Here is a 23,620-nt window from a genome sequence, read left to right as displayed (position 1 = left end):
GACGTCCAGAACCCGCAGAACGTGCGCACCACCCCGCACCCGCTTGGCCCGCCGGCCTGGTGGCGCGAATCAGAACCTCTGGGTAGCGGGGGGCGCTTACCGGTTCTCCGGCGGTTCCGCGGTGGGAAAGACTGTAAGTCTCAGGAGGGTGTTGCCCAGTGGCACCAACTCGATCCGTCCGACGTCCTCCGATAGCCGGTCGGGAAGGGTGCCGGGCTCGGGTAGGGGCGGGGTCAGGGTGAACTGTCCGGTGACTTCGTGCTCGACCATGCGGAATCGGCCATTGGCGAACGACGGCAGCGTGCGTGACACCCGGTCGGTCTCGACCAGGGACCAATCCTGAACGCGCCGGGCTGGCACGAAGACCCGCACTGCTGGGGTGTCCACGTCCAGCGGAAACCCGGTGCTCTCGCTCCACACCACGTCGGCCATGTCGGGCGGCGATGTCTCGTCGATCGCCAGAGCGTACGCCCACGGCCTCTCGGGAGAAAGCGTGTACGCGGGAAACCCGGGCAGCCTCCGTTGCGGCCCGGCGAGGCGGAACTCCTGCGGCGTCCGCTCCCAATCATCCTCCGTGTCGACCGTGAGCGGTGCCGAGATCGGATGACTGAGCGTCAGCGGCCCGAGTTCGAGACTGACTCCGCCGCCTGGCCAGCGTTTCGCCATCAGTTCGAAGGGAAGCGCCAGGTCCACTCGGTCGCCCGGATGCCATTCGCGCTCGATCCGGCAGAAGCCCCCCTGGACGGGGGTCTCGGCGATCGGCCGGTCGTTGACGGTCACGACCGGTTCCCGGCACCATCCAGGTATGCGCACGGTGAACGCAAAGCGGACCGGACGGGCTGGGGTGAGCGTGAAGCCGACGGCAGGCTCGAATGGGTACCGCGTGTGCTCCTCGATCGTCACCGGTGTATCGGTTAGCCGCGCCTCGATCCGGCTCGGGCCGAGGAGCGCGGCGACGATCTCATCGACCCTGCCATCGCGGTCGCCAGCGCGGCGCATCCACATGCGCTCGACGTAGTTCGGCAGAGCGCGCTGCACGTTGCCGGTACAGCACTGCACCGGGTGTCCCGGGCGGTACGCCATCCGGTTGTCACCGCGAGACATCGAGTTGTGGTTGCTGGCGTTGGTGGCGATCACCTGGTTGGGGCACGAGAAGTACTGCAACGCCGTGAAGTCCTTCATCAGGGCGCCGGGAAGGGCATTGAAGATCACCCGTTCGAGCCGGTCGGCGTAACGGGAATCTCCGGTGATCTGTAACAGGTGTCCAAGCGACCAGGTGTAGTCCGTGATGGTGCAGGTCTCGTGGGACGCGAGCGGGTCGTTCCCGCACATGGCTTCCGAGGCGGAGTGCAACCCGTCGGCCAGCAGATGGGCGCCTTCGACTTTGGCGTACGCATGCACCGTGGCGTCGAGGCTGTCGCGCTCACCGGTGGCCGCGTACATCAGCGCGCCGAGCTTCGCGATCTCGTTGAACGCGACGCCATGTGTCGTGACGGGTCGGTCAGAGCCCATGCCGGCCAGGGACAAGTCGACGTTGTGGTCCGTCGCCTCGCAGTTGAACCGCTCGTACAAGTCGGTCGCCATCTGGAGAAGATCAGGCTCGCGAGTCTCGGCGTAGAGGGCGAGGAGGATCTCGACGCCGGACACGTCGCGGCGGGAATCCATCGGGTGCGGTGTGCTCCGGTAGTGGGATACCAGCGCATCGAGGAGTCGTCGATCACCAGTGATGCCGTACTGGGCGAGTACCGCGCGGAAGAAGACGGCGTACGGCCACCGGTTGCCGGTACGGAACAGTTCCGGCCCGAGGAAGCCATCTGGCGCGGCGGTCGCGATTGCCCCCTCGACCTGCGCCAACGCCATGCGATGGACGGTCTCGTCACCGGCCAGGAAGCCGGCCTTGAGCGCACCGTCCACCCAGTACGCCGTCTGTTCGTACGGCCACCACACCATCGCCGGGTCGGCCACATCCGGCAGCCGTGACGGGTTGTCCCAGAACGTACGATCCAGGGGATAGCCGCTCGCCTGTGGGTGCCCTGTGATCCCAGCGCACTGACGCCGGAGAAACTCCAACAGCCAACCTTGCGGCCGGACATCGGACAGCGGAACAGACCCATACTCGGCATACGGCAGTGCAGCCATCGCAACTCCTGAACACGATCGAAGTGGAAGTCACAAGGGTTGCCCCAGGCCGTTCGAGCCTCTTGTGACGAACTGCCCCTTGAGGGCGGCCCGCGGGGGCGGCCGTGCGCCGCTGCGCGTCGGTGGCGCGCCTCGATCTCACCAGAGCCATTTTTGGCAAACCCGACATCTGCCCAGTTCCAGGAGCAGTTGCACGGGAAGGGTGACCGTTCAGTGGCCGCGCGTCGCGCAGTTTCCACTCGGGAGGCATCGCGGAGCCCTGGCAGACGTGTGCCGGATCCCGCATAGGGCCTCTGACCTGCGCAAACGGGGTGGGCGATACTGGGATTGAACCAGTGACCCCTACCGTGTCAAGGTAGTGCTCTCCCACTGAGCTAATCGCCCTCGTCACCAAGCTTTCGAGGTGGAGACGGGATTTGAACCCGTGTACACGGCTTTGCAGGCCGTTGCCTCGCCTCTCGGCCACTCCACCGATGACAGACCTGCGGCGTGCGGTCCTGGGGGATCACCCCAGACGACCTCAGGCCCGCTCCGAGCGGACGACGGGATTCGAACCCGCGACCCTCACCTTGGCAAGGTGATGCGCTACCAGCTGCGCTACGTCCGCGTGCGCGCCCATATGTGTTCTTGGGCGCGCAGAGCACTTTAGCTGATCGGCGGCGGCTCTCACACCTGGGGCTCACACCGGCGGTTCGGGCACCGCGCGCACGTCGGAGCAGCCGCGGAGGGCCGCCCAGTCGCTGCGCATCTCCGCTGCGCGGCCTCCGGAGGCGAATGACGGCACGCCGTCTTCGCCGATCATCGCAGGCGCCCAGGAGGATCCGGTCACCGATCGGCCCTCCAGCGTCAGCGTGAGGACTCCGGTCGACGTCGTGCGTTCCGAGCTGCGGTTGTACCAGACGAAGTTGCCGAGGCCGTACGCGACGAAGGTGTCATACCCGTCCAGCTTTCCGGCAGCGAGCTGGACATGGGCATGGGTACCGGCCACGACATCCGCGCCTGCCGCCGCGAGCTCGCGAGCGAGGAGCCGCTGGTTCGTGGTCGGACAGCTCTCGAGCTCGGTTCCCCAGTGCAGATAGACGACCACCACGTCGGCGAGCTGGCGTGCCTTCCTGACCTCCGCCGCGAGGCGGGTGGGATCGAGAGCCGACGCCACGCCCGCCTGGGTGGGGCCGGCGGAGAATGCCCTTGTCGTGTGGTCGGCCACGGCGTCGGCACCGATGACGGCAACCTTCGTCCCCCTGATCGTCGCGACGTGAGGGGCGAACGCCTGATCGTCATCGGCACCGATCCCGACGACGCCGACCGGGGCGACGCCTGCCGCGGCGAGTGTGTCGGCGAGACCCTCGGGGCCGTAGTCGACGCCGTGGTTGTTCGCCATGGACACGACGTCGACGCCTGCGGCCGCCACTGCGTCGAACGCCTTGGGCGACGTGCGGAACGTGAACTCCTTGTCCTCCGGTTCGCCTCGCGTGGTTACCGCCGTCTCCAGGTTGGCGACGGTGAGGTCGGCTGCGGCGAGTTCGGGCCTCAGCCGTACGAGGGAGCTGCCAGGCTCGTCGAGCAGTGGTCTGAGGTGACCCTCGAAGTGGATGTCGCCGGCGAATGCGAGGGTGATCGGGCGGGTCGCCGCGCCGGTCGGCGGATGCGAGCCTCGACCCGGACGACGCGGCCGCGCAGTCGGCGTGCGGGCCCTGGTATCCGGAGGGGCCGCCCGGGCGGCGCTGGTCGGCGTGGCGTTCGTACGGCCCGACTTCCGTCGTGCCGGGCCCGTCCGTCCCGGGGTCGCCCCTACGGAGAAGCTCGGGTCGATCGTTCGCGGGTTCGGTGTCCGTGCCTCTGACGAGGCACCGGAGCCCGCCCTCGATGTCGCTCGCGCGTGCCAGTCGGGATCGGCGGCTTCGTACGTCCCGACGCCTCGCGCCGAGCCCAGCCAGGACAGGCCCGCGGCGACGACAACGATGATGAGGACAACAGAAATCCCCAGGTGCCGTCGCCGCATGTATCGAAGGCTAGGTGCCGGGGCACTCACCGACGGCCATAGTCTGGCAACACCGGACTCGTCGCGCTGTGAGGCGACGAATCCAACGACAGAAGGGCATGCGGGTCTCATGAGGCTGTGGGTCAACGGACACGTCGTCACCGATCCCGGCGCGCCGGCGGTGTCGCCGCTCGATCACGGTATGACCGTCGGCGACGGCGTGTTCGAGACGATCAAGGTCGTCGGAGGGCGACCGTTCGCTCTGAGCCGGCACCTGGACCGCCTGGCTCGGTCCGCCGACGGGCTCGGTCTGGCAAAACTCGATCTCGATCAGGTCCGTCAGGCCGTGCGAGAGGTCGTCGGAGGATGGGGCAAGCCGGAGGGACGGCTCCGGATCACCGTCACGGGAGGTCCCGCGCCGATGGGCTCGGAGCGCGGTGACCAGGCCCTCACCCTGATGGTGGGCATCGCGGACCTTTCTGCCCGACCGGAGACGACAGCGGTGGTCGTCGTGCCGTGGGTACGCAACGAACGCGGTGCCTTGGCCGGGCTGAAGACCACGTCGTACGCCGAGAACGTCGTCGCACTCGCCTATGCCCGGGAGCGTGGCGGCTCCGAGGCGTTGTTCGCCAACACGGTGGGCAATGTCTGCGAAGGCACCGGTTCGAACGTTTTTCTGGCTCTGGACGGAAAGCTCTACACCCCGCCGCTTACGTCCGGTTGCCTGGCGGGGGTCACCCGTGCGCTCGTCTGTGAATGGTGCGAGGTCGAGGAGCGTGACCTGCCGATGAGCGTCCTCGGGGAGGCCGAGGAGATCTTTCTGACCTCGACGACGCGAGATGTGCAGGGCGTACACGCCCTGGGCGGGCGCACGCTGGACGCACCAGGTCCATTGACCGCACGTGCGATGGAGACGTTCTCACGCCGGGCGGTGGAGCACACCGATCCCTGAGGCGCCGAACGGCTGCTACAGCGCGGGTCCTCCGCTGCGGCGAAGCTCCTCCACGAGGACGTCAAGGTCCACGTGTCCACTCTCGCCGCCCGGAGCGACGATTGCGTAGGTGCTCTGGAGGAAGGCCGCCAGGCCCTCCGCCGGTGCGTGCAGCACCGCCTCCCCGTCGGGGGAACGCAGTTCGATGAGGACGATCGCCCGACCGTTTTCGTCGACGAGAGGTGACACGTGGACGTCACCTTCGCCACTCGGTCGGAAGAGTCCTTCGGACAGGAGGTCACGAGCGAACACCCAGCGGACTCCGCGGGGTTCACCAGTGTGAAACACCGCATCGACGGCATAGGGGTCGGCAGCGTCGTATCGAAGCTCTGCGGTGAGATTCAGCGCGGCGCCCGTTCCGTCAATCAGCCGGAGCGGGAGCGCGTGTGTCACCGAAGCGGGGAGTGCATCCATCGGGGGGCGGGGGCCTTTCCGTGGGTGTTACGGGACCGGCGGTAGGGCCATAGGGCGAGAGTTTGCTCCTACCAGTGGCCATCCCTCAAACCCGGGGGGTTGGTGCGTCCCGGTCTGGCCGATTCGCACCCCGGATTGTCTCGGTATCCGAGACAAGATCCGCGGTGATGGGACGAGGTAGAGCTCATGTTCGCGGGGTACTCTCTGCCGAAACGTAGGCTATGGCGTGCACCGAGACGGTGACGGCGACGGTATCGCACCCGAATCGGTGCGGGGGGACACAGGAGGACTTGTGCGCGAGGACCGCCGGCCCGGCATGGACACCGACACGCCGGGGCGAGACACGGTCGAGTCCACCGATGCGGCAACGAAGCCCGTGACCAGGAACGGATCGGACGTTCCCGATCGGGTCGACACCGACTCCGCCACCCGTGAGGAAACAGTCACGCGAGAGGAAGCGGTGACGACGCAGAAACCTCCGGGCCGCAGGCGACTCCTTCGGCACCACGCTCGCCGCGTTCGCCGCCGAGTCCGCCGGAACCGCACCCTCGACGCCACCTGGCGGGTCGCGGTATTCATCGTCGGGGTGGTCTTCGTCCTGGCCGGCCTCATCATGTTCGTCACACCGGGTCCGGGTTGGCTGGCGGTCATCTTTGGCCTCGCGATCCTCGCGACGGAGTTCGCGTGGGCGCAGCGCATCCTGCACTGGGCCCGCGAGAGGGCCCGCGAGGCGAGTGCCAAGGCGCTCGACCCGAAGGTACGCAGGCGCAATCTGCTCATCGGCGTGGGAGTGGTCGTGGTCGTCGTCGGTGGCGGATGGTGGTGGGTCGCGACGTTCGGATGGCCGGCGCCGCTGGTCGGCACCCTCGACTGGGTGCGCTCGTGGCGTTGACCGGCGTGCGCTAGGGTTTCCCTCGCGTTTCTGTAGTGAAATCCCGGGCGATTAGCTCAGCGGGAGAGCACTCGCCTCACACGCGAGGGGTCACTGGTTCGATCCCAGTATCGCCCACATCGAGTCGAAACCCCGTCCTTGCCAGGACGGGGTTTCGCTTGCTGAGAGGCCGCTCAAGATCCTCGTACCCGACCAGGCCGCGCCGGTCCAGGTGACCAGGTCGAGCAGCCGGTCAGATGACCTGGTCGAGCAGTCCGGTGTCGACGTCGTAGAGGAATCCTCCGACCGCGACGGACGAGGCGATGAGCGGATGTGCCTGCACCTTGGCGACCTCTTCCTTGATGCTCGCCACCTGGTCGATGGTGACTCCGATGGTCAACCACGATGTGTCCTCACCGGTGGCGGCGGAGAGTCGCCGGTGGAGTTCGGGTTCGCTCGCCGAGGCCATCGCGCAGCGCGTGTGCTGGACGACCAGGATCCGGTCGACACCCAGCAGGTTGACGCCGAGAACGAGCGCCACCAGGGCCCGGTCGGTGACGCGACCACCGGGATTGCGCAGGATCTTGGCGTCACCTGGGGAGAGCCCGATCATTCCGAGCGGATCGATCCGCGAATCCATGCAGGTCACCATGGCGACGCCTGCCCTCGCCACGCCGTCGAAGCCGGCGAGTTCGAACGTCTGGGCGTACGTCCGGTTTGCGGCGATCAGATCGTCGAACGCCGCCTGAGCTGGGATGTCGGCCACGAATAGCACGCTAGCGCGCTGTCGTAACACCGACGTTGCGAACTGCGGTGAGTCTGGCGAAGACCACCGGGTCGGAGTCGTAGCGGTGCGCCCGGTAGTCGTACTCGCCGGCACAGTCGTACTCGCCGGCACAGTCGTACTCGCCGGCACAGTCGTGCGCGGGGTCATGCGGGCGGAGGTGTGAGGACCATGCCGCGGTTCTTCGGCCCGCGGAAGTCGAGCTGGATCTCCTCGACGCCGCCGCCGATGCCGCGGTGGTGCCGACCGATCGTGGCGAGCAGCTCAGCCTGCCCCAACCGCTGCGCGCGGGTCCAGAAGTTGCAGCAGGGCACGACGACGACCGGGCGTACCCGTGCCGAGTCGACCACGGCCGGCAGCGCCTCGTCGGGATGCAGGCCGACGATCACGTCGTAGAAGTCCGCCATGCTCGCCGCGTACTCCTCCTGCCGGCTCGGGACACCCTTGAGCGTCCAACCACGCGGGTCGACGACCTCGCACTCGATGCCGTACCGCTTGCCGAGGATCCTCGCGAGCATGCCCTGTCCGCCGGCGACGTCGGCGACGTAGCGCGCGTCGGGGAACCGGTCGGCGACGAAGCCGGCGACCACCTCGAACCGGGTCGGGTCGCCGTGGAAGCGGTGGCGGCTCACGCGTACGGTGTCGACTTCGCGTCGACGTCCAGCAGGTGCCTCACCGGCCGGACCGGGCTGTCACCCGCGGCGGTCCTGCCGAGCAGGGTCTCGTCCATGGAGGAGAGCATCTCCTGCCCGACGGCCGGCCCGGCGCCCGGGTGTGGCCGTGGTGCCGCGCGGTTGCGTACGACCGCACGGTGGGGACGCTAAGGTCGGCGAAGGCGGGACCGTGCCGGCGGCGGGAGGAAAGCGCACGTGGGTCACACCATCGGGATCGACCTCGGGACGACGTACTCCGCGGCGGCACGGGTCAACGAGGCGGGACGACCCGAGCTGCTCGTCAACCGGGACGGCGACCGCCTCACCCCGTCGGTCGTGCTCTTCTCCGACGAGCAACCGATCGTCGGCACGATGGCCCTGCGTTCGGCCGCGACGTCACCCCTCGATGTGGTGCAGTTCGTGAAGCGGTCGATGGGCGACCCCGCGTGGCGGTTCGAGACCTCCGGCGGTGGTGCGTACCGGCCCGAGGAGATCTCGGCGATCATCCTCAAACGTCTCAAGGACGATGCCGAACTCGCCCTCGGCGGTGAGGTGACAGACGCGGTCATCACCGTTCCGGCGTACTTCGACGACGGTCCACGCCGCGCCACGATGGACGCCGGGCGGATCGCGGGTCTGAACGTCCGAAGGGTGTTGAACGAACCCACCGCGGCCGCGCTGGCCTACGGTGTCGAGCGCGAGATCAAGGGCACGGTTCTGGTCTTCGACCTCGGCGGCGGCACGTTCGACGTCACCGTGTTGTCGGTCGACGGAGCGGAGTTCGACGTTCTCGCGACGCATGGCGACCGCAACCTCGGCGGGTTCGACTTCGACAACCTGCTCATGCGGCTGCTCGACGAACGGTTCCGCGCGGCCGGCGGGCCGAGCCTGCTCGACGACCCGGAAGCCGAGTCGGACCTCCGGGAGAAGGCCGAGATCGCCAAGCGCAGCCTCACCACCGTCGAGCAGACCCGAGTCCTCCTGTCCGCAGGTGGCGTCTCCAAGGCCGTTCCGCTGACGCGGGCGGAGTTCGCGGAGGCGACCTCCAGCCTGATCAGCCGTACCCGCGACGTCGCCGAGATGGTGCTGGCAGACGCCGGCCGCGACTGGTCGAAGGTCGACCACGTCCTGCTGGCAGGCGGCTCGACGCGGATGCCGATGGTGCCGGCCATGCTCACCGCGGCGGGTGCCCCCGAGCCGGCCCGCGCCGTCAACCCCGACGAGGTGGTGGTGCTGGGCGCCGCCGTCCAGGCGCACCTGGTCGAGGCGGAAGCGGCGGCGAGCCTGCCCGAGCGGGCCGCCCGTCTCCCGGTGCTGGCGTCCTCGGTCGCGATGCCGCGCGTGCGGGACGTCACGTCGCAGGGCCTCGGCGCCATCGCGGTGCGGCGGGGTGGGCGGAGTGCCGACGATGTGGAGAACGTCGTGATCATCCCAGCGAACACCACGATCCCGGCGAGGCAGAGCCAGGTCTTCGAGACGATCGAGGCCAACCAGACCCGGCTCAAGGTCGAGGTGACCCAGGGCGACGACGACGATCCGGCATACGTTCGCGCGATCGGGGAGCAGACCTTCGAGATCCCCGCCTATCCGGTAGGGGCGCCGTTCGAGGTCGTCTATGCGTACGACGTCGACCAGACGGTCTTCATCGAGGTCCACGACAAGACGTCCGGTCGGCGGATCGGCACGTTCCGGGTCACCAACGTCGCGACCATGCGGGACGCGGAGGTCGCGCAGGCGGCCGACCGGATGCGTCTCCTCGACATCAGCTGAGCCGGGCGCCATGCCGGTCGACGACTACTACGCACTCCTCGAGGTCGACACCGCGGCGACGCCGGAGGAGATCCGGGCGGCGATCACCGCTCAGCGGCGGATCTGGGTACGCCGGCAGTCCAGTCCCGACCCCGAACGCCGGGCACACGCCGAGCAGCGGGTGCGCGACATCGACTCGGCCGAGAAGATCCTGCTCGACCCGTTGACCCGCCAGGCCTACGACACCGCGCGGGTGGACGAACGGCGAGCGGCGAGACGCCCGCAGGCCCGGACCCGCGACGCCAGCGGTTCCCGGGGCGGCGACACCGAAGCGGACCTGGACCTGGCCGCGCACCTGCGCCGAGGAGAGGACTACGCAGACCAGGGCAGGTGGCGGCTTGCACAGGCCGAGTTCGAGTACGTCCGCGAGCGCGCCCCAGACGACCTGCGTGCCCTTGCCGGCCTCGGCGCCGTGTACGTCGGCGCCGGGCGCGTCAAGGAGGGCTTGACGCTGTTGGAGAAGGCGGTCGCCGAGCATCCGGACGACGAGGACGTCAGGATGACGTTGGCGACGGCGTTGTACGACGCGGCCCTCGCGGGCATCGGCGAGGCCGGTCAGGGGTACCGGCAGCGACTCCGGCCTGCGCGCCCGATGATCCACTCTCGCCGCCAGTTCCGCCTCGTGAGGGCGCATCGCCGCCGGATCAGGAAGCTGGAGCTGGCGGAGTGGCAGGCCAAGATGTACGTCGAGGACCTGACAGACCTCCTGGCCCAGGCCCGGAAACCGGTGTGGACCCGCAGCGACCACCTGAGGTTCTACGTGGTCCCGTTCGCCGGCGCGACCTTGCTCGCGTTCGTTCCGAGCATGGAGCAGCTGCGCCTCATGGGCGTGTTCTGGATGGTGGTGATCCTCGGGGTCTATGTCCTGCGCCACCGCCAGCCTGGCTGGAGGTATCACCGGCCGGGAGGCCGGCGTGGTCGCGGCGGGTCGTCCGGCGGCCTGTTCGGGCGGTGACCTCCGCGCTCGCTACGATCGGCGGAGTCGGCGCGACGTCCGCGTCCACACCACTGTCGACCATGGCCAGCCGGGCCTTGGCCGGGTTTGAGGGAGCTTCCCGTGTCCGAGATCAGTGTCAGCGTCGTCCGTACCGGCGAGCGTGCCGAGCGCGGGGTGACGACGGGCACGACCGCCGGGGAGTTGTTCGAAGGTGACCGCTCGGTGATCGCCGCCCGCGTCAACGGCGAGTTGCGCGATCTGGCCCGGGTGCTGTCCGAGGGTGACGAGGTGGAGCCGGTTGCGATCGAGTCCGAGGACGGTCGGGCGATCCTGCGGCACTCGACCGCCCATGTGCTGGCGCAGGCGGTGCAGGAGCTGTTCCCCGAGGCGAAGCTGGGCATCGGACCGCCGATCGAGAACGGCTTCTACTACGACTTCGATGTCCCGGCGGCGTTCCACCCCGACGACCTCGAACGCATCGAGATCCGGATGCGGCAGATCGTCAAGGAGCGCCAGCGGTTCTCGCGTCGTGCGGTCTCCGATGACGAGGCGCGCGCCGAGCTGGCCGCCGAACCGTACAAACTGGAACTGATCGGGCTCAAGGGCGCGGCCGGCGGAGCCGCGGAAGGCGCGGGAGTCGAGGTCGGCGGCGGCGAGCTGACGATCTATGACAACCTCCGCGGCGACGAGCTGGCGTGGAAGGACCTCTGCCGCGGGCCGCACCTGCCGACGACCCGGCACATCCCGGCGTTCAAGCTGATGCGGGTGGCGGCGGCGTACTGGCGCGGCGACGAGCGCAACCCCCAGCTGCAGCGGATCTACGGCACCGCCTGGGAGACCAAGGACGCCCTCAAGGCGCACCTGACGATGCTCGAGGAGGCTGAGCGCCGCGACCACCGCCGGCTGGGTGTCGAGCTCGACCTGTTCAGCTTCCCCGAGGAGATCGGGTCCGGGCTCGCCGTCTGGCACCCCAAGGGCGGCACGATCCGCCGGGTGATGGAGGAGTACTCCCGGAAGCGGCACGAGGAGTCCGGCTACGAGTTCGTCTACACCCCGCACATCGCCAAGGAAGGGCTGTTCCAGACGTCGGGCCACCTCGAGTGGTACGCCGACGGGATGTACGCCCCGATGGAGGACGACGGGCAGAACTACTACCTCAAACCGATGAACTGCCCGATGCACGTGATGATCTACCGCTCCCGCGGCCGGTCGTATCGCGAGCTTCCCCTGCGGCTGTTCGAGTTCGGCACGGTCTACCGCTACGAGAAGTCCGGCGTGGTGCACGGCCTGACCCGGGCCCGCGGCTTCACGCAGGACGACGCCCACATCTTCTGTACGCCCGAACAACTGCAGGACGAGCTGGCCTCGCTGCTGGCGTTCACCGTCGGTCTGCTGCGCGACTACGGTCTCACCGACTTCACGGCCGACCTGTCGACCCGGCCGGAGAAGTACGTCGGCGAGATCGAGCAGTGGAACACCGCCGAGGCGGCGCTGGAGGAGGCGCTCAAGAGGGCCGACATCCCCTACACGGTCGCCGAGGGGGAGGGCGCGTTCTACGCGCCGAAGATCGACGTCCACGTCAAGGACGCGATCGGGCGCAAGTGGCAGCTGTCGACGCTGCAGGTCGACTTCCAGCTGCCTGGACGGTTCGACATCGAGTACCAGTCCGCCGACGGCAGCCGGCAACGGCCGTACATGATCCACCGGGCGCTGTTCGGCTCGGAGGAGCGGTTCTTCGGGATCCTGCTCGAGCACTACGCCGGTGCCTTCCCTCCGTGGCTCGCGCCGGTGCAGGTGGTGCTCATCCCGATCGCCGAGCGGCACGAGGACTACCTTGCGCAGGTGGCCGAAAAGCTTGCCAGGCAAGGGATCCGGGCCGAGGTCGACCGGTCCGACGACCGGATGCAGAAGAAGATCCGGACGGCCCAGACCCACAAGGTGCCGTACATGCTCCTCGCCGGTGACCGCGACATCGAGGAGGGTGCGGTGTCGTTCCGCTACCGCGGCGGCGAGCAGAAGAACGGCGTCCCGATCGACGAGGCTGTCGCCGAGATCGCCTCCGCCGTCGAACGCCGCATCCAGCTCTGAGGGAGGAGCGAGTGTCCTCTTCGGCCGAACTCCAGCTTCTTCGCCACGACCATGCGCGGGCTCTGCTGGTCTTCGAACGGGAGAACCGGGACTACTTCGCCGCCTCGATTCCGGACCGCGGCGACGACTACTTCGCCCAGTTCGACGCACGACACCGCGAGCGGCTGAGTGAGCAGGCAGCCGGGCTGCTCTACTTCCACGTCCTCGTGGACAACGGCGAGGTGCTGGGTCGGGTCAACCTGGTCGACGTGGCGGAAGGCTCGGCCGAACTCGGGTACCGGATCGCCGAGAAGGCCGCCGGGCGGGGCCTGGCTACCCGCGCCGTCCATCAGGTGTGTGCCATGGCTGCCTCGGAGTACGGCCTGACCACGCTCAGGGCGAGGACCACGCTGGACAACGCCGCCTCGCGAGCCGTGCTGGCCCGCACCGGGTTCGTGTCCGTGGGCGAGACCATCCTGTCCGGCCGGCCGGGGCTTCGCTACACCCGGAACCTCGACCAAGGAACGGTGTCGTTCCGCCCTCGTGGTGGCGAGCAGAAGAACGGCATGCCGTGACCACCATTGCCGTCGTGGGACACACGAACCTCGAGACGGCTGTGCACGTCGATCATCTCAAGGCGAGCGTGTCCGACAGCTTCCACGCTCATGCGTTGGCGACCACGGTGTCGGGTGTTGGTGTCAATGTCGCCGTGGCACTGCGCGGTCTCGGAAACGAGGTGCGCTTCGCGACGGTGATCGGTAGGGACACTCTCGGGTCGGCGTGTCTGGAGGAGTTCGCGACCCACGGGCTCGACCCGTCCTTCGTCGTCCGCGGAGTTCCCGCGACCGCGCAGTCGCTCAGCCGGTTCTACCGCGACGGCCTGCGCCGCAACCTCGTGGACCTCAAGGACGTCCAGGAGGCGACCTATCCGGACGACCTCCTTCCCGCGCTGTTCGACGGCGTCGACATCGCGGTGCTCACCAACATCGGCTACGCCCGACCGATGTTGGCGATGGCCCGCGAGCGCGGCATCCCGATCGCCACGGATGTCCATGCCGTCAAGGGGCTCTGGGATCCGTACAACCAGGACTGGTTGGCCGCCGCGGACGTCCTGTTCGCCTCCCAGGAACGCATCGACCTCACGCCGCGCGATTTCGTCAACGCTGCCTTGACACAACACCGGGCGTCCGTGGTCGTGCTCGGCATGGGCGGCAGCGGGTCCCTGCTGGGCGTAGCGGGCCAGGACATCGTCCACGTACCGCCCGCGCACACGAGACCCGTGGTCAACACGGTCGGCGCCGGCGACTCGTTGTTCAGCGCGTACGTCGACGGCTGGGGACGCGGCATGGAACCGCTGGCAGCCCTGCGCCGGGCGACACTCTTCGCGTCCTGGAAGATCGGTGCGTCCGGTGGCGCGGCCGGATTCCTCGACCGCGCGGGGCTGGACGCGCTGGTGGCCCAGCAGGAAGGGTCTTCTGCCGCCGATCGTCGGACCGGACGACCGGGGCCCTGAGCCTTTCGCCGCGCCGTGTATGTCGTTCTCTGGATCGACGCCAGCACGCTGCGGTAGGCAGGATGGGACGGCCAGTGGCGTCGACGAGGGAGCCTGTCGATGTCTGCGCAATGCGGTAGCCCCAGTCGAAGGAGCGGCATGGACGACTACGACCTTCTCGTCATCGGGTCCGGTCCGGGTGGGCAGAAGGCCGCCATCGCCGGCGCCAAACTCGGTAAGCGCACGGCGGTCATCGAGAAGCGGCACATGGTGGGCGGGGTCTGCATCAACACCGGCACGATTCCGTCGAAGACGCTCCGCGAGGCGATCCTCTACCTCACCGGCCTCAACCAGCGGGAGATGTACGGCGCGTCGTACCGGCTCAAGAACGACATCACGGTCGGCGACCTGTCCGCGCGCACCCAGCACGTGATCGGCCGGGAGATCGACGTGATCCGGGCCCAGCTGGCCCGCAACCGCGTCGAGATGCTGCTGGGAGAGGCCCGGTTCGTCGACCGGCACACGGTCGCCGTCACGGCGGCCGACGGGAGCATGCGTACGGTCACCGCCGGACGCATCGTCCTGGCGGTCGGCACGAGGCCGGCCCGACCGGAGTCGGTGGCGTTCGACGGGCGCACGATCGTCGACTCCGACCAGATCCTGCAGATGGACCGCATCCCGTCGTCGATGGTGGTCGTCGGTGCCGGGGTGATCGGGATCGAGTACGCATCGATGTTCGCCGCACTCGGCACCAAGGTCACCGTCGTCGAACGCCGGGAACGCATGCTGGACTTCTGCGACCTGGAGATCGTGGAAGCGCTCAAGTACCAGCTGCGTGATCTCGCGGTGACGTTCCGGTTCCGCGAGACGGTCGACAGGGTGGAGCGGCACGACTCCACCACCCTCACGGTGCTGGAGAGCGGCAAGCGGATCCCTGCCGACATGGTGATGTACTCCGCGGGCAGGCAGGGCGTCACCGATCCCCTCGACCTCGCCTGCGCCGGCCTCGAAGCCGACGATCGCGGCCGGATCAAGGTGGACGAGCACTTCCGTACCCAGGTGTCACACGTCTACGCGGTCGGTGACGTCATCGGCTTCCCGGCGTTGGCGGCGACCTCGATGGAGCAGGGCCGGCGCGCCGCCTACCATGCGTTCGACGAACCCGTGATCGGCCGGCTCGGCGAGTTGCAGCCGATCGGCATCTACGCCATCCCCGAGATCAGCTACGTCGGCAGGACCGAGGACGAGCTCACCCAGGACAACGTGCCGTTCGAGGTCGGCATCTCCCGTTACCGCGAGCTCGCCCGCGGCGCGATCCTCGGTGATTCGTACGGCATGTTGAAGCTCCTCGTCCACGCCGAGGACCGCACACTCCTCGGCGTCCACGTCTTCGGCACCGGAGCGACCGAGCTCGTCCACATCGGCCAGACCGTGATGGGCTGCGGGGGCACGATCGACTATCTCGTCGACACGGTCTTCAACTACCCGACACTCGCGGAGTCCTACAAGGTCGCCGCGCTGGACGCGATGAACAAGATGCGCGCCGTCGAACGCTTCCTCGACTGAGCCCGCCGCAGTCAGGAGCCTGCCCTGGCCGCGCGACCTCCCACCTTCCGTAGGATCGGGTGGGTGGAGGAGCCGGAACGCCAGGAGGGCGTGGGTACGCCGGACGCGTTCGGACGGCTGTGGACCCCGCACCGGATGGCCTACATCCTGGGCGAGAACAAGCCGCGCGGAGCAGGAGCCGGCGACGGGTGCCCGTTCTGCGAGATCCCGGAGCACGACGACGCGGAGGGCCTCGTCGTGCGTCGAGGTGCGGTGACCTACGCCGTCCTCAACCTGTATCCGTACAACCCGGGCCACCTGATGATCTGCCCCTACCGCCACGTCGCCGACTACACCGACCTCACGCGCGAGGAGACGCTCGAGTTGGGGGAGCTGACCGGGCAGGCGATGACGGCGCTGCGTACCGCCTCCCACGCGGGAGGTTTCAACATCGGGATCAACCAGGGCCCGGTTGCCGGCGCCGGCATCGCGGCCCACCTGCACCAGCACGTGGTGCCCCGCTGGGGCGGCGACACGAACTTCATGCCGGTCGTGGGCCGGACCAAGGTCCTCCCGCAGCTCCTCCGGGACACCCGCGAGCTGGTCGCCGGCGCCTGGCCGGCCCCCTGACCGGACGTCCGTTCAGAAGCGGCCGCTGCTCTAGAGCTGGGACAGGAACGTGAAGATCGTGTCGCCGTGCCCAGGCAGCCCTTCGTGCTTGTAGTCGGGGTAGATCCGCAGTTCCTTCGTACTCGTGATCTTGTTGTACGCGGCGAACTGGGTCGACGGCGGGCACACCGTGTCGCCGAGCCCCACACCCATCAGCACCTCGGCGCGCACCCGTGAGGACAGGTGTTGGACGTCGATGTAGCCGAGGTTGGTGAAGACCTCCTTCTCCCGCTCGTGCAGCGGGTCGAAGCGCCGGAACCATTCATAGATCTCGGCGTAGGCGTCCTTGGCCAGGTCGAGCTCCCACACCCGCTGGTAGTCACTGAGGAACGGATAGACCGGAGCCGCCTTGGCGATCCGCGGCTCCAGTGACGCGCAGGCGAGGGTGAGGCCGCCGCCCTGGCTTCCGCCCGTAGCGCCGACCCGCGCCTCGTCGACGTCCTCCATGTCCATGACCACGCGGGCGAGGAGAGCCGTGTCGAGGTAGACGTGGCGGTAGTAGAGCTTGCTCGGGTCGTCGTCGAGGCCCCGGACGATGTGGCCCCGCAGGGTCCAGCCGGTGACGCCGCCGAGGTCCTCGGAGAGCCCGCCCTGGCCCCGGCAGTCCAGTGCCGCGACGGTGAAGCCCAGACCGACCCAACTCAACAGGTCCGACCAGTCCGGAGAGCGGCCCGAGTATCCGTGGAAGTGCACGACCGCCGGGTGAAGTGGAGCGGCGTTCTTGGGCCGGAGGAGCTTGGCGTGGACGCGGGCGCCGCCGGTGCCGCGGAACCACAGGTGGAAGCACTCGGCGAACGGTGCCTGGAAGGCGGCGGGCTCGAGCTCCGCCTTGGGATCGATCGCGTCCAGCTCGGCGAGGGAGGCATCCCAGTACGCGTCGAAGTCGGCGGGACGAGGGTTGGTGCCCTGGTAGGTCGCGAGCTTCTCGCGCGGCATATCGAAGGTCAGTGGCATGCGGCGGATCCTCCCTGGTGGATTCGTACGGTTGCAGCTGGCGGACGGACCGGCGTTCAGGAGCGTAGCCAGCGCCACGGGTCCGGGTCGCCGAGGCTTCCTCACCCGGCCACATCGCGGGGTGTACGCAGCTGCCTGCGAAGGCAGGCGTCGAAAGGAGGACCTGGAGCCCGAGAAGCCGTAGCCGGGTGCCGTTGTGGCTTCGACCCGACGACTGGGACGGGGCGGCCAGGAACGACCGCCCCGCCGCGGATCCAGGACTGTGTCCGACCGTCAAGAGAGCGGCGGCCGGGCCGACCGCCTCAGCCGTCGTCGCCGGCCTGAGCGTCCCTGAGTCGCTGGGCGACGTTTGCCGGCATGGGCTCGTAGTGGACGAACTTCCGGGTGAACGTCCCAGTGCCGTGGGACATCGAGCGCAGGTCGTTGGCGTACTTCGTGATCTCGACCTGGGGGACCTCGGCCTTGACCAGCGTGCGGCCCTGGCCCACCGGCTCGGTGCCGAGCACGCGCCCACGCCTGCTGGACAGGTCACCCATCACCGTGCCCACATAGTCGTCGGAGACCAGTACCGACAGCAGGTCGACGGGTTCGAGCAGGTTCACGGTGCCGTTCTTCGCCGCCTCGCGCAGCGCCAGCGAACCCGCCGTCTGGAACGCCATGTCGGAGGAGTCGACGCTGTGTGCCTTGCCGTCGTACAACGTCACGCGGATGTCGACGACCGGGTAGCCCGCCGCGACGCCGCGTTCCATCTGCGCGCGGAGCCCTTTCTCCACACTCGGGATGAACTGCCGCGGTACGGCACCGCCGACCACCTTGTCGACGAACTCGAATCCGGACCCCTCCGGCAGCGGCTCGACCTCGACGTCGCACACGGCGTACTGGCCGTGCCCGCCGCTCTGTTTGACGTGCCGCCCCTTGCCGGTCGCCTTCCTGCCGAACGTCTCCCGCAGGGGGACCCGCAGCGGTACCTGGTCGACCTGGACGGAGTAGCGGTTGGCCAGGCGGTCGAGCGCGACGTCGGCGTGGGCTTCGCCCATGCACCACAGGACCAACTGGTGGGTCTCGGCGTTGTGCTCGATCCGCAGCGTCGGGTCCTCCGCAGCGAGCCGGGAGAGCCCGAGTGACAGCTTGTCCTCGTCGGCCTTGGCGTGCGCGGTGACGGCGATCGGGAGCAGCGGCTCGGGCATGGTCCAGGGCTTCATCAGCAGCGGCTGGTCCTTGGACGAGAGCGTGTCGCCGGTCTCGGCCCTGGTCAGCTTCCCGATGGCGCAGATGTCTCCTGCCACGCAGCGGTTCAGGGTCCGCTGGGTCTTCCCCAGCGGGGAGGAGAGGGTGCCGACCTTCTCGTCGGCGTCGTGGTCCTCGTGCCCGCGGGCGTCGTCGACGAACGCCGAGAGGTGGCCGGACACGTGCAGCGTGTCGTCGGGCCGGATCGTTCCGGAGAAGACCCGGACCAGGCTGATCCGGCCGACGTACGGATCGGAGAAGGTCTTGACCACCTCGGCGAGCAGCGGACCGTCGGGATTGCAGGTGAGCTTGTCGACTGCCTTGCCCTGCGGGGTGTAGACCTCGGGGAGCGGGTGTTCCATCGGCGACGGGAAGGCGCTCGTCATCACCTCGAGCAGTTCGGCGGTGCCGACACCGGTGGAGGAACACACGGGAACGACCGGGAAGAACGACGCGTGGGCCACGGCCTTCTCCAGGTCGTCGACCAACAGCTTGCCGTCGATCTCCTCCCCGCCGAGGTAGCGGTCCATGAGGCTCTCGTCCTCGGACTCCTCGATGATCCCCTCGATCAGGGTGCCGCGGGCCTCCTCGGCCTCGTCGGCGTAGGTCTCACTCGGCTGGCCTTCGGCCCTGCTTCCCGAGGAGTAGTCGAAGAGCTTCTCCGACAGCAGTCCGATCAGGCCGCTGATCTCACCCTGGCCGTCGACGGGGAGGTAGAGGGGCAGGACCTTCTCCCCGAACGCGGCCTGTGCCTGGCTCAGTACGCCGGCGTAGTCGGCTCGGGGATGGTCCAGCTTGGTGAACACGACGGCGCGAGGCATGCCGACCGCGGCACACTCGTGCCAGAGCGCCTGGGTGGCGCCGTCGATCCCCTCACTGGCGGCGATGACGAAGAGGGCGCAGTCCGCGGCGCGTAGACCGGCGCGGAGCTCTCCCACGAAATCGGCATAACCAGGCGTATCGAGCAGGTTGACCTTGATTCCCCCGTGCGTCAGAGGGGAGAGCGACAAGCCGATGGAGCGCTGCTGGCGGTGCTCGACTTCGTCGAAGTCGCTGACCGTCGCGCCGTCCTCCACGCGTCCCGCCCGGGCGATCGTGCCGGTCGTGGCGAGCAACGCCTCCACGAGCGTGGTCTTTCCGGATCCGGATGGGCCGACCAGGGCGATGTTGCGGACGACATCGGGCCGGTCGGCCGTGGGTGCCGTGACGGCCGCTCCACCGGGGGTCAGGTGCTTTTCAGCCATGGGCGTCGCCTCCTTGCGCGCGCAAGCGAAAGCCGGACGCGCCCGGACAGTCGGCCGCCGAGGGTGTTGACTTCTGACCTCGGCGGCGCTACGCCACCGAAGGCCACCTCACTGCAGGTGGTTCGAGCGGGCGGCGCCCTGACATCTGACTATCCACCATTCACCCAGGCCTGACCGCGGCACAAGTACTTCGCGCGTGTTGACGGAACTGGCCCGCCGGATGAACGTCTCGTGCCGGGATCCCGAACGACCAGATTCGCGACTGGGTTGGCTGCCCGGCCTGTTCACCCTGGGACCTGCGGCACGCCGGAGGGATGACCATCCGTCCGGTGCCGTCCTGGTGCTCCAGTAGCATCGCCGCGACGAGCCGAGCCCCGAAGAGCGGCGATCACCTCATGTTGCGACGGTTCCACCAGTTCTGGATACGACTGCTGACGCCCGTGGCGCGCCTTTTCCTCCGAGTAGGAATCGGGCCCGACATCGTCACCCTTGTCGGCACCCTCGGTGTGTGTGTGGGCGCCCTGGGCTTCTACCCGCGGGGTGAGCTCTTCTGGGGGACGATCGTCGTCACGGCGTTCGTGTTCTCCGACATGGTCGACGGCCTGATGGCGCGGATGTCCAACCGCTCGTCGAAGTGGGGCGCCTTCCTCGACTCCACTCTCGACCGGGTGGGCGACGCCGCGGTCTTCGGCGGGCTCGCCCTCTGGTACGCCGGCGGCGGAGAGAGCTACGTGTTCGCCTGCCTGGCGTTGTACGACCTGGTGATGGGCAGCGTGACGTCCTACGCCAAGGCCCGGGCCGAGAGCCTGGGGCTCAGGGCCGACGTCGGCATCGCCGAGCGGGCGGACCGGCTGGTCGCGGTCCTGGTGGCGACCGGGCTGTCCGGTCTGGGCGTCCCGCTGGTGCTGCCCCTGGTGCTGGGCGTCCTCGCGGTGGCGAGCACGGTGACCGTGATCCAGCGGGTCGTCGCCGTACGCCGGCAGGTTCGGGCGGACGAGGCTGCCGCCGGCCCGCCCCCCGAGTCGGGTGGACCGGCAGCGGCCGAACCCTCCTGCGGACCACCCCCTGGTCCGTCCGCGGGTCCGTCCATAGGGCCGTCGGAGCCGTCTGAGCGGGAGAGCCGGTGAGGGTGGCCGGGCGGGCAGCGGATCACACCAGGGGACGCGGCGGATTGGTCCGCCTCACCGACCACGTCGTCAGCTCCGCCTACTCCGTCGGTTGGGCCGTGTTGCGCCGCCTGCCCGGGCCGGCGGCCTTCGGGCTGCTGCGGCTCCTGGCCGACCTGGCCTGGCTGCGGCGTACCCGGGGCGTACGCCAGCTCCAGCGCAACCTCGCCCGCGTCCGGCCCGACGCGGGTGAGGCGGAGTTGCGGGCGCTGACCCGCGCCGGCATGCGGTCGTACTTCCGGTACTGGTGTGAGGCGTTCCGGCTGCCCGACATGCGTCCCGACGACATCCGCCAGTCGGTCGTCACGCACGGAGGCGAGGCATTCTGGACCGCCGTCCACAGCGGCCGGGGCGTCGTGGCCGCCCTGCCGCACATGGGCAACTGGGACTTCGCCGGGGCCTGGGCGAGTACGCATGGAACGCGGATGACGACAGTCGCCGAACGGGTACGCCCCGAGCGGTTGTTCGACCGGTTCGTCGCCTACCGGGCGGCGCTCGGCATCGAGGTGCTCCCCGCGACGGGCGGTCCCGACCCCATGCAGGGGCTCACCGAACGCCTGCGGGACGGCGGCCTCGTGGTCCTGGTCGCTGACCGGGACCTGTCCACGCGAGGTGTCGAGGTGAGCTTTTTCGGGGAGCAGACCAGGATGCCCGCCGGACCTGCCGCCCTCGCCGTGCGTACCGGTGCCGTCCTCATCCCGGTGACCCTGTGGTACGACGGACCTCGGATGCACATCCACTTCCACGACGCACTGGAGAAGCCGGCCGCGTCCCGGCAGGCGATCCGTACGCTCACCCAGCAGATCGCCGACACGTTCGCGGCCGGCATCGCCGAGCATCCGGAGGACTGGCACATGCTGCAGCGGCTCTGGATCGCCGACCTCACCCGCGACCACCAAGCCGCGCTCGCGGGGGACCGGGTAGCGAGGTGAGGGTCGGGATCGTCTGCCCCTACTCCCTCGACGTCCCCGGCGGGGTCCAGAACCATGTGCGCGACCTCGCCGAGGTGCTCATCGAGATGGGGCACCAGGTGTCGGTGCTCGCTCCGGCCGACGACGACACGCCTGTCCCGGCCTACGTCGTACCGGCCGGGCGGGCCGTGCCCGTGCCCTACAACGGCTCGGTGGCCCGGCTGGCGTTCGGGCCGCTCTCGGCGGCACGGGTCAGGCGCTGGATCCGCGACGGCGAGTTCGACGTTCTCCACATCCACGAGCCGGCCACGCCGTCACTGTCGCTGCTCGCCCTGTGGGCGGCGACCGGCCCGATCGTCGGGACGTTCCACACGGCGATGCCCCGGTCGCGGGTCATGAGTGCCGCCTCGTCGATCCTGCGTCCGGCCCTGGAGAAGATCAGCGCGCGGATCGCGGTGAGCGAGCCGGCAAGGGCCACCCTCGTCCAGCACCTCGGTGGAGAGCCTGTGGTGATCCCGAACGGGTTGTTCGTCGAGCGGTTCGCCGCTGCCCGGCCGCGCGCGTCCTGGCGGGCAGGCGGCGACGGCACGTTGTCGTTCCTGGGCCGGCTGGACGAACCCCGTAAGGGACTTGCCGTCCTGCTCCGGGCGTTCCCGGCAATCTGGCGCGAACGACCGGGCGTGCGGTTGCTCGTCGCCGGCCGCGGTGATGTCGATGAAGCTCGGGGGACGCTCCCGCCCGAGTGCCGCGACGCGGTGACGTTCCTCGGCATGGTCGACGACCCTGAGAAGGCGGAGATGTTCGCCAGCTCCGACGTCTACGTAGCGCCGCAGACCGGCGGCGAGTCGTTCGGCATCGTCCTGGTGGAGGCCATGGCCGCGGGCGCACCCGTGCTCGCCAGCGATCTCGACGCGTTCCGCCTGGTGGTCGAGGGCGGGGAACTGGGCCGGCTCTTCGACGTGGGTGATGCGCCTGCCCTCGCGAGGGAGGCCCTCACGCTGCTGGGCGACGCGGCCGAGCGGGACCGGCTGCGGGCCGCCGCCCGGCTCGCGGTCCGCCGCTATGACTGGAGCAGTGTCGCGAAGGAGATCCTCGCCGTGTACGAAATGGTCGCGGAGGGTCCTGCCGGCGTGAGCGAGGCGCGATGAACTGGCCGTACGTCGCCGTCATCGTCGTCGCGGTCATCGGGGTCTACCTCTCCTGGACCGCTGGCCGCGTCGACCGGCTGCACACCCGGCTCGACGCCGCCCGGGCGGCCCTGGAGGCGCAGCTGTTCCGCCGTTCGGCAGTCGCGCTTGAGGTCGCCACCTCGGGGATGCTCGATCCGGCGACCTCGCTGCTGGTGGCCGACGCCGCGCACCGCGCCCGCGCGAGCGGGGAGGAGGACCGTGAGGCGCGGGAGTCGGACCTTTCCAAAGCGCTCGTCGCGGCGTTCCCGGAGTCCGAGGGCACCCGCGAGCTCGCCGGACAGCCCGGCGCGGGGGAGTTGCTGGCGGAGCTGGGCGCGGCGTGCCGGCGGGTGGATATGGCCCGCCGATTCCACAACGACACCGTGGCGACCACTCGGGCGCTCCGCCGCCGCTGGCGGGTCCGATGGTTCCGGCTCGCCGGGCGGGCGGCCATGCCCGAAACCGTCGAGTTGGACACGACCGCCCCCGCCGGCCTCCCGGTCTGAGGAAGCCACTCGGCTCGAACTGGCTATGGAACATAGTGCCAGTCGGGGCTCTACGATGGGGGTGCCGTTCGTACCGCTTTCCAGCTTCGAG

Annotated in this window: 20 protein-coding genes and 4 tRNA genes; 14 read left to right on the top strand and 10 right to left on the bottom strand. The window is 69.1% G+C overall.

Annotation, left to right across the window (positions count from 1 at the left end; all coding sequences use genetic code 11):
* Positions 1-96 precede the first annotated feature (96 nt).
* The 5 genes from ABNF93_RS25315 to ABNF93_RS25295 form a co-directional block, all read right to left on the bottom strand.
* Entirely contained in the window at positions 97-2,139 is a 2,043-nt protein-coding gene (locus tag ABNF93_RS25315; RefSeq protein WP_349330669.1) for a beta-L-arabinofuranosidase domain-containing protein, read from the bottom strand.
* A 312-nt stretch (positions 2,140-2,451) separates the two neighbouring features.
* A tRNA-Val gene (locus ABNF93_RS25310) sits at positions 2,452-2,523 on the bottom strand.
* Positions 2,524-2,540: 17 nt separating this feature from the next.
* Positions 2,541-2,611, bottom strand: a tRNA-Cys gene (locus ABNF93_RS25305).
* Between the two features lie 62 nt (positions 2,612-2,673).
* Positions 2,674-2,746, bottom strand: a tRNA-Gly gene (locus ABNF93_RS25300).
* Positions 2,747-2,818: 72 nt separating this feature from the next.
* Positions 2,819-4,141 carry a CapA family protein gene (locus tag ABNF93_RS25295; RefSeq protein ID WP_349330668.1) on the bottom strand — a complete coding sequence of 441 codons (1,323 nt, stop codon included), beginning with the start codon at positions 4,139-4,141 and terminating at the stop codon, positions 2,819-2,821.
* A 109-nt stretch (positions 4,142-4,250) separates the two neighbouring features.
* Here ABNF93_RS25295 and ABNF93_RS25290 point away from each other — a divergent pair, with 109 nt between their 5' ends.
* Complete coding sequence (locus ABNF93_RS25290) at positions 4,251-5,072, top strand: aminotransferase class IV (RefSeq protein WP_349330667.1); 822 nt, start codon at positions 4,251-4,253, stop codon at positions 5,070-5,072.
* Between the two features lie 15 nt (positions 5,073-5,087).
* Here the strand turns inward: ABNF93_RS25290 and ABNF93_RS25285 are convergent, their stop codons facing one another.
* Positions 5,088-5,504, bottom strand: a complete 417-nt coding sequence (locus ABNF93_RS25285; RefSeq protein ID WP_349330666.1) for an SsgA family sporulation/cell division regulator — start codon at positions 5,502-5,504, stop codon at positions 5,088-5,090.
* 313 nt (positions 5,505-5,817) lie between these two features.
* Here ABNF93_RS25285 and ABNF93_RS25280 point away from each other — a divergent pair, with 313 nt between their 5' ends.
* On the top strand, positions 5,818-6,417 hold the full coding sequence (locus ABNF93_RS25280; RefSeq protein WP_349330665.1) for a TIGR02611 family protein: 600 nt from the start codon (positions 5,818-5,820) through the stop codon (positions 6,415-6,417).
* Between the two features lie 45 nt (positions 6,418-6,462).
* Positions 6,463-6,534 (top strand) — tRNA-Val (locus ABNF93_RS25275).
* A 115-nt stretch (positions 6,535-6,649) separates the two neighbouring features.
* Here ABNF93_RS25275 and ABNF93_RS25270 read toward each other — a convergent pair.
* Together ABNF93_RS25270 and ABNF93_RS25265 are read right to left on the bottom strand one after the other, a co-directional pair.
* Positions 6,650-7,162 carry a beta-class carbonic anhydrase gene (locus tag ABNF93_RS25270; protein ID WP_349330664.1) on the bottom strand — a complete coding sequence of 171 codons (513 nt, stop codon included), beginning with the start codon at positions 7,160-7,162 and terminating at the stop codon, positions 6,650-6,652.
* Positions 7,163-7,326: 164 nt separating this feature from the next.
* Positions 7,327-7,812: a hypothetical protein gene (locus ABNF93_RS25265; RefSeq protein ID WP_349330663.1), complete on the bottom strand. Its 486-nt coding sequence runs from the start codon at positions 7,810-7,812 to the stop codon at positions 7,327-7,329.
* A 237-nt stretch (positions 7,813-8,049) separates the two neighbouring features.
* On the opposite strand from ABNF93_RS25265, the gene ABNF93_RS25260 reads away from it, so the two are divergent.
* The 7 genes from ABNF93_RS25260 (at position 8,050) to ABNF93_RS25230 (ending at position 16,313) form a co-directional block, all read left to right on the top strand.
* Positions 8,050-9,603 carry an Hsp70 family protein gene (locus ABNF93_RS25260; protein ID WP_349330662.1) on the top strand — a complete coding sequence of 518 codons (1,554 nt, stop codon included), beginning with the start codon at positions 8,050-8,052 and terminating at the stop codon, positions 9,601-9,603.
* Between the two features lie 10 nt (positions 9,604-9,613).
* Positions 9,614-10,597, top strand: coding sequence for a tetratricopeptide repeat protein (locus tag ABNF93_RS25255; RefSeq protein WP_349330661.1), 984 nt, complete (start codon positions 9,614-9,616; stop codon positions 10,595-10,597).
* A 102-nt stretch (positions 10,598-10,699) separates the two neighbouring features.
* A complete protein-coding gene (thrS, locus tag ABNF93_RS25250) occupies positions 10,700-12,667 on the top strand; it encodes a threonine--tRNA ligase (RefSeq protein ID WP_349330660.1) in 1,968 nt (655 codons plus the stop codon).
* 11 nt (positions 12,668-12,678) lie between these two features.
* Positions 12,679-13,221, top strand: a complete 543-nt coding sequence (locus ABNF93_RS25245; protein ID WP_349330659.1) for a GNAT family N-acetyltransferase — start codon at positions 12,679-12,681, stop codon at positions 13,219-13,221.
* Complete coding sequence (locus ABNF93_RS25240; RefSeq protein ID WP_349330658.1) at positions 13,218-14,159, top strand: carbohydrate kinase family protein; 942 nt, start codon at positions 13,218-13,220, stop codon at positions 14,157-14,159. The genes ABNF93_RS25245 and ABNF93_RS25240 overlap by 4 nt, the downstream gene beginning before the upstream one ends.
* A gap of 138 nt (positions 14,160-14,297) precedes the next feature.
* Positions 14,298-15,704 carry a Si-specific NAD(P)(+) transhydrogenase gene (gene sthA / locus ABNF93_RS25235; RefSeq protein WP_349330657.1) on the top strand — a complete coding sequence of 469 codons (1,407 nt, stop codon included), beginning with the start codon at positions 14,298-14,300 and terminating at the stop codon, positions 15,702-15,704.
* A gap of 63 nt (positions 15,705-15,767) precedes the next feature.
* Complete coding sequence (locus ABNF93_RS25230; protein ID WP_349330656.1) at positions 15,768-16,313, top strand: HIT family protein; 546 nt, start codon at positions 15,768-15,770, stop codon at positions 16,311-16,313.
* A 30-nt stretch (positions 16,314-16,343) separates the two neighbouring features.
* On the opposite strand, the gene ABNF93_RS25225 is transcribed toward ABNF93_RS25230, so the two are convergent.
* Together ABNF93_RS25225 and ABNF93_RS25220 are read right to left on the bottom strand one after the other, a co-directional pair.
* Positions 16,344-17,306: an acetylxylan esterase gene (locus ABNF93_RS25225; RefSeq protein ID WP_349330655.1), complete on the bottom strand. Its 963-nt coding sequence runs from the start codon at positions 17,304-17,306 to the stop codon at positions 16,344-16,346.
* Positions 17,307-17,608: 302 nt separating this feature from the next.
* Positions 17,609-19,777, bottom strand: coding sequence for an elongation factor G-like protein EF-G2 (locus tag ABNF93_RS25220; RefSeq protein ID WP_349330654.1), 2,169 nt, complete (start codon positions 19,775-19,777; stop codon positions 17,609-17,611).
* Positions 19,778-20,172: 395 nt separating this feature from the next.
* Here ABNF93_RS25220 and pgsA point away from each other — a divergent pair, with 395 nt between their 5' ends.
* Genes pgsA through ABNF93_RS25200 form a run of 4 tightly spaced genes read left to right on the top strand, consistent with a single transcriptional unit; the run spans position 20,173 to position 23,529 of the window.
* On the top strand, positions 20,173-20,904 hold the full coding sequence (gene pgsA / locus ABNF93_RS25215) for a phosphatidylinositol phosphate synthase (protein WP_349330652.1): 732 nt from the start codon (positions 20,173-20,175) through the stop codon (positions 20,902-20,904).
* Positions 20,901-21,875 (top strand): phosphatidylinositol mannoside acyltransferase, encoded by a 975-nt coding sequence (locus ABNF93_RS25210; RefSeq protein WP_349330651.1) that lies wholly within the window; start codon positions 20,901-20,903, stop codon positions 21,873-21,875. Before pgsA ends, ABNF93_RS25210 begins: the two co-directional genes overlap by 4 nt.
* Positions 21,872-23,002 carry a glycosyltransferase family 4 protein gene (locus tag ABNF93_RS25205; protein WP_349330650.1) on the top strand — a complete coding sequence of 377 codons (1,131 nt, stop codon included), beginning with the start codon at positions 21,872-21,874 and terminating at the stop codon, positions 23,000-23,002. Before ABNF93_RS25210 ends, ABNF93_RS25205 begins: the two co-directional genes overlap by 4 nt.
* Complete coding sequence (locus ABNF93_RS25200; RefSeq protein WP_349330649.1) at positions 22,999-23,529, top strand: hypothetical protein; 531 nt, start codon at positions 22,999-23,001, stop codon at positions 23,527-23,529. Before ABNF93_RS25205 ends, ABNF93_RS25200 begins: the two co-directional genes overlap by 4 nt.
* The last annotated feature ends 91 nt before the right edge of the window (positions 23,530-23,620 follow it).

Source organism: Actinopolymorpha sp. B9G3 (genome assembly GCF_040120725.1).
Classification (GTDB): domain Bacteria; phylum Actinomycetota; class Actinomycetes; order Propionibacteriales; family Actinopolymorphaceae; genus Thermasporomyces.
This window is presented reverse-complemented; position numbering and strand designations above follow the sequence as displayed.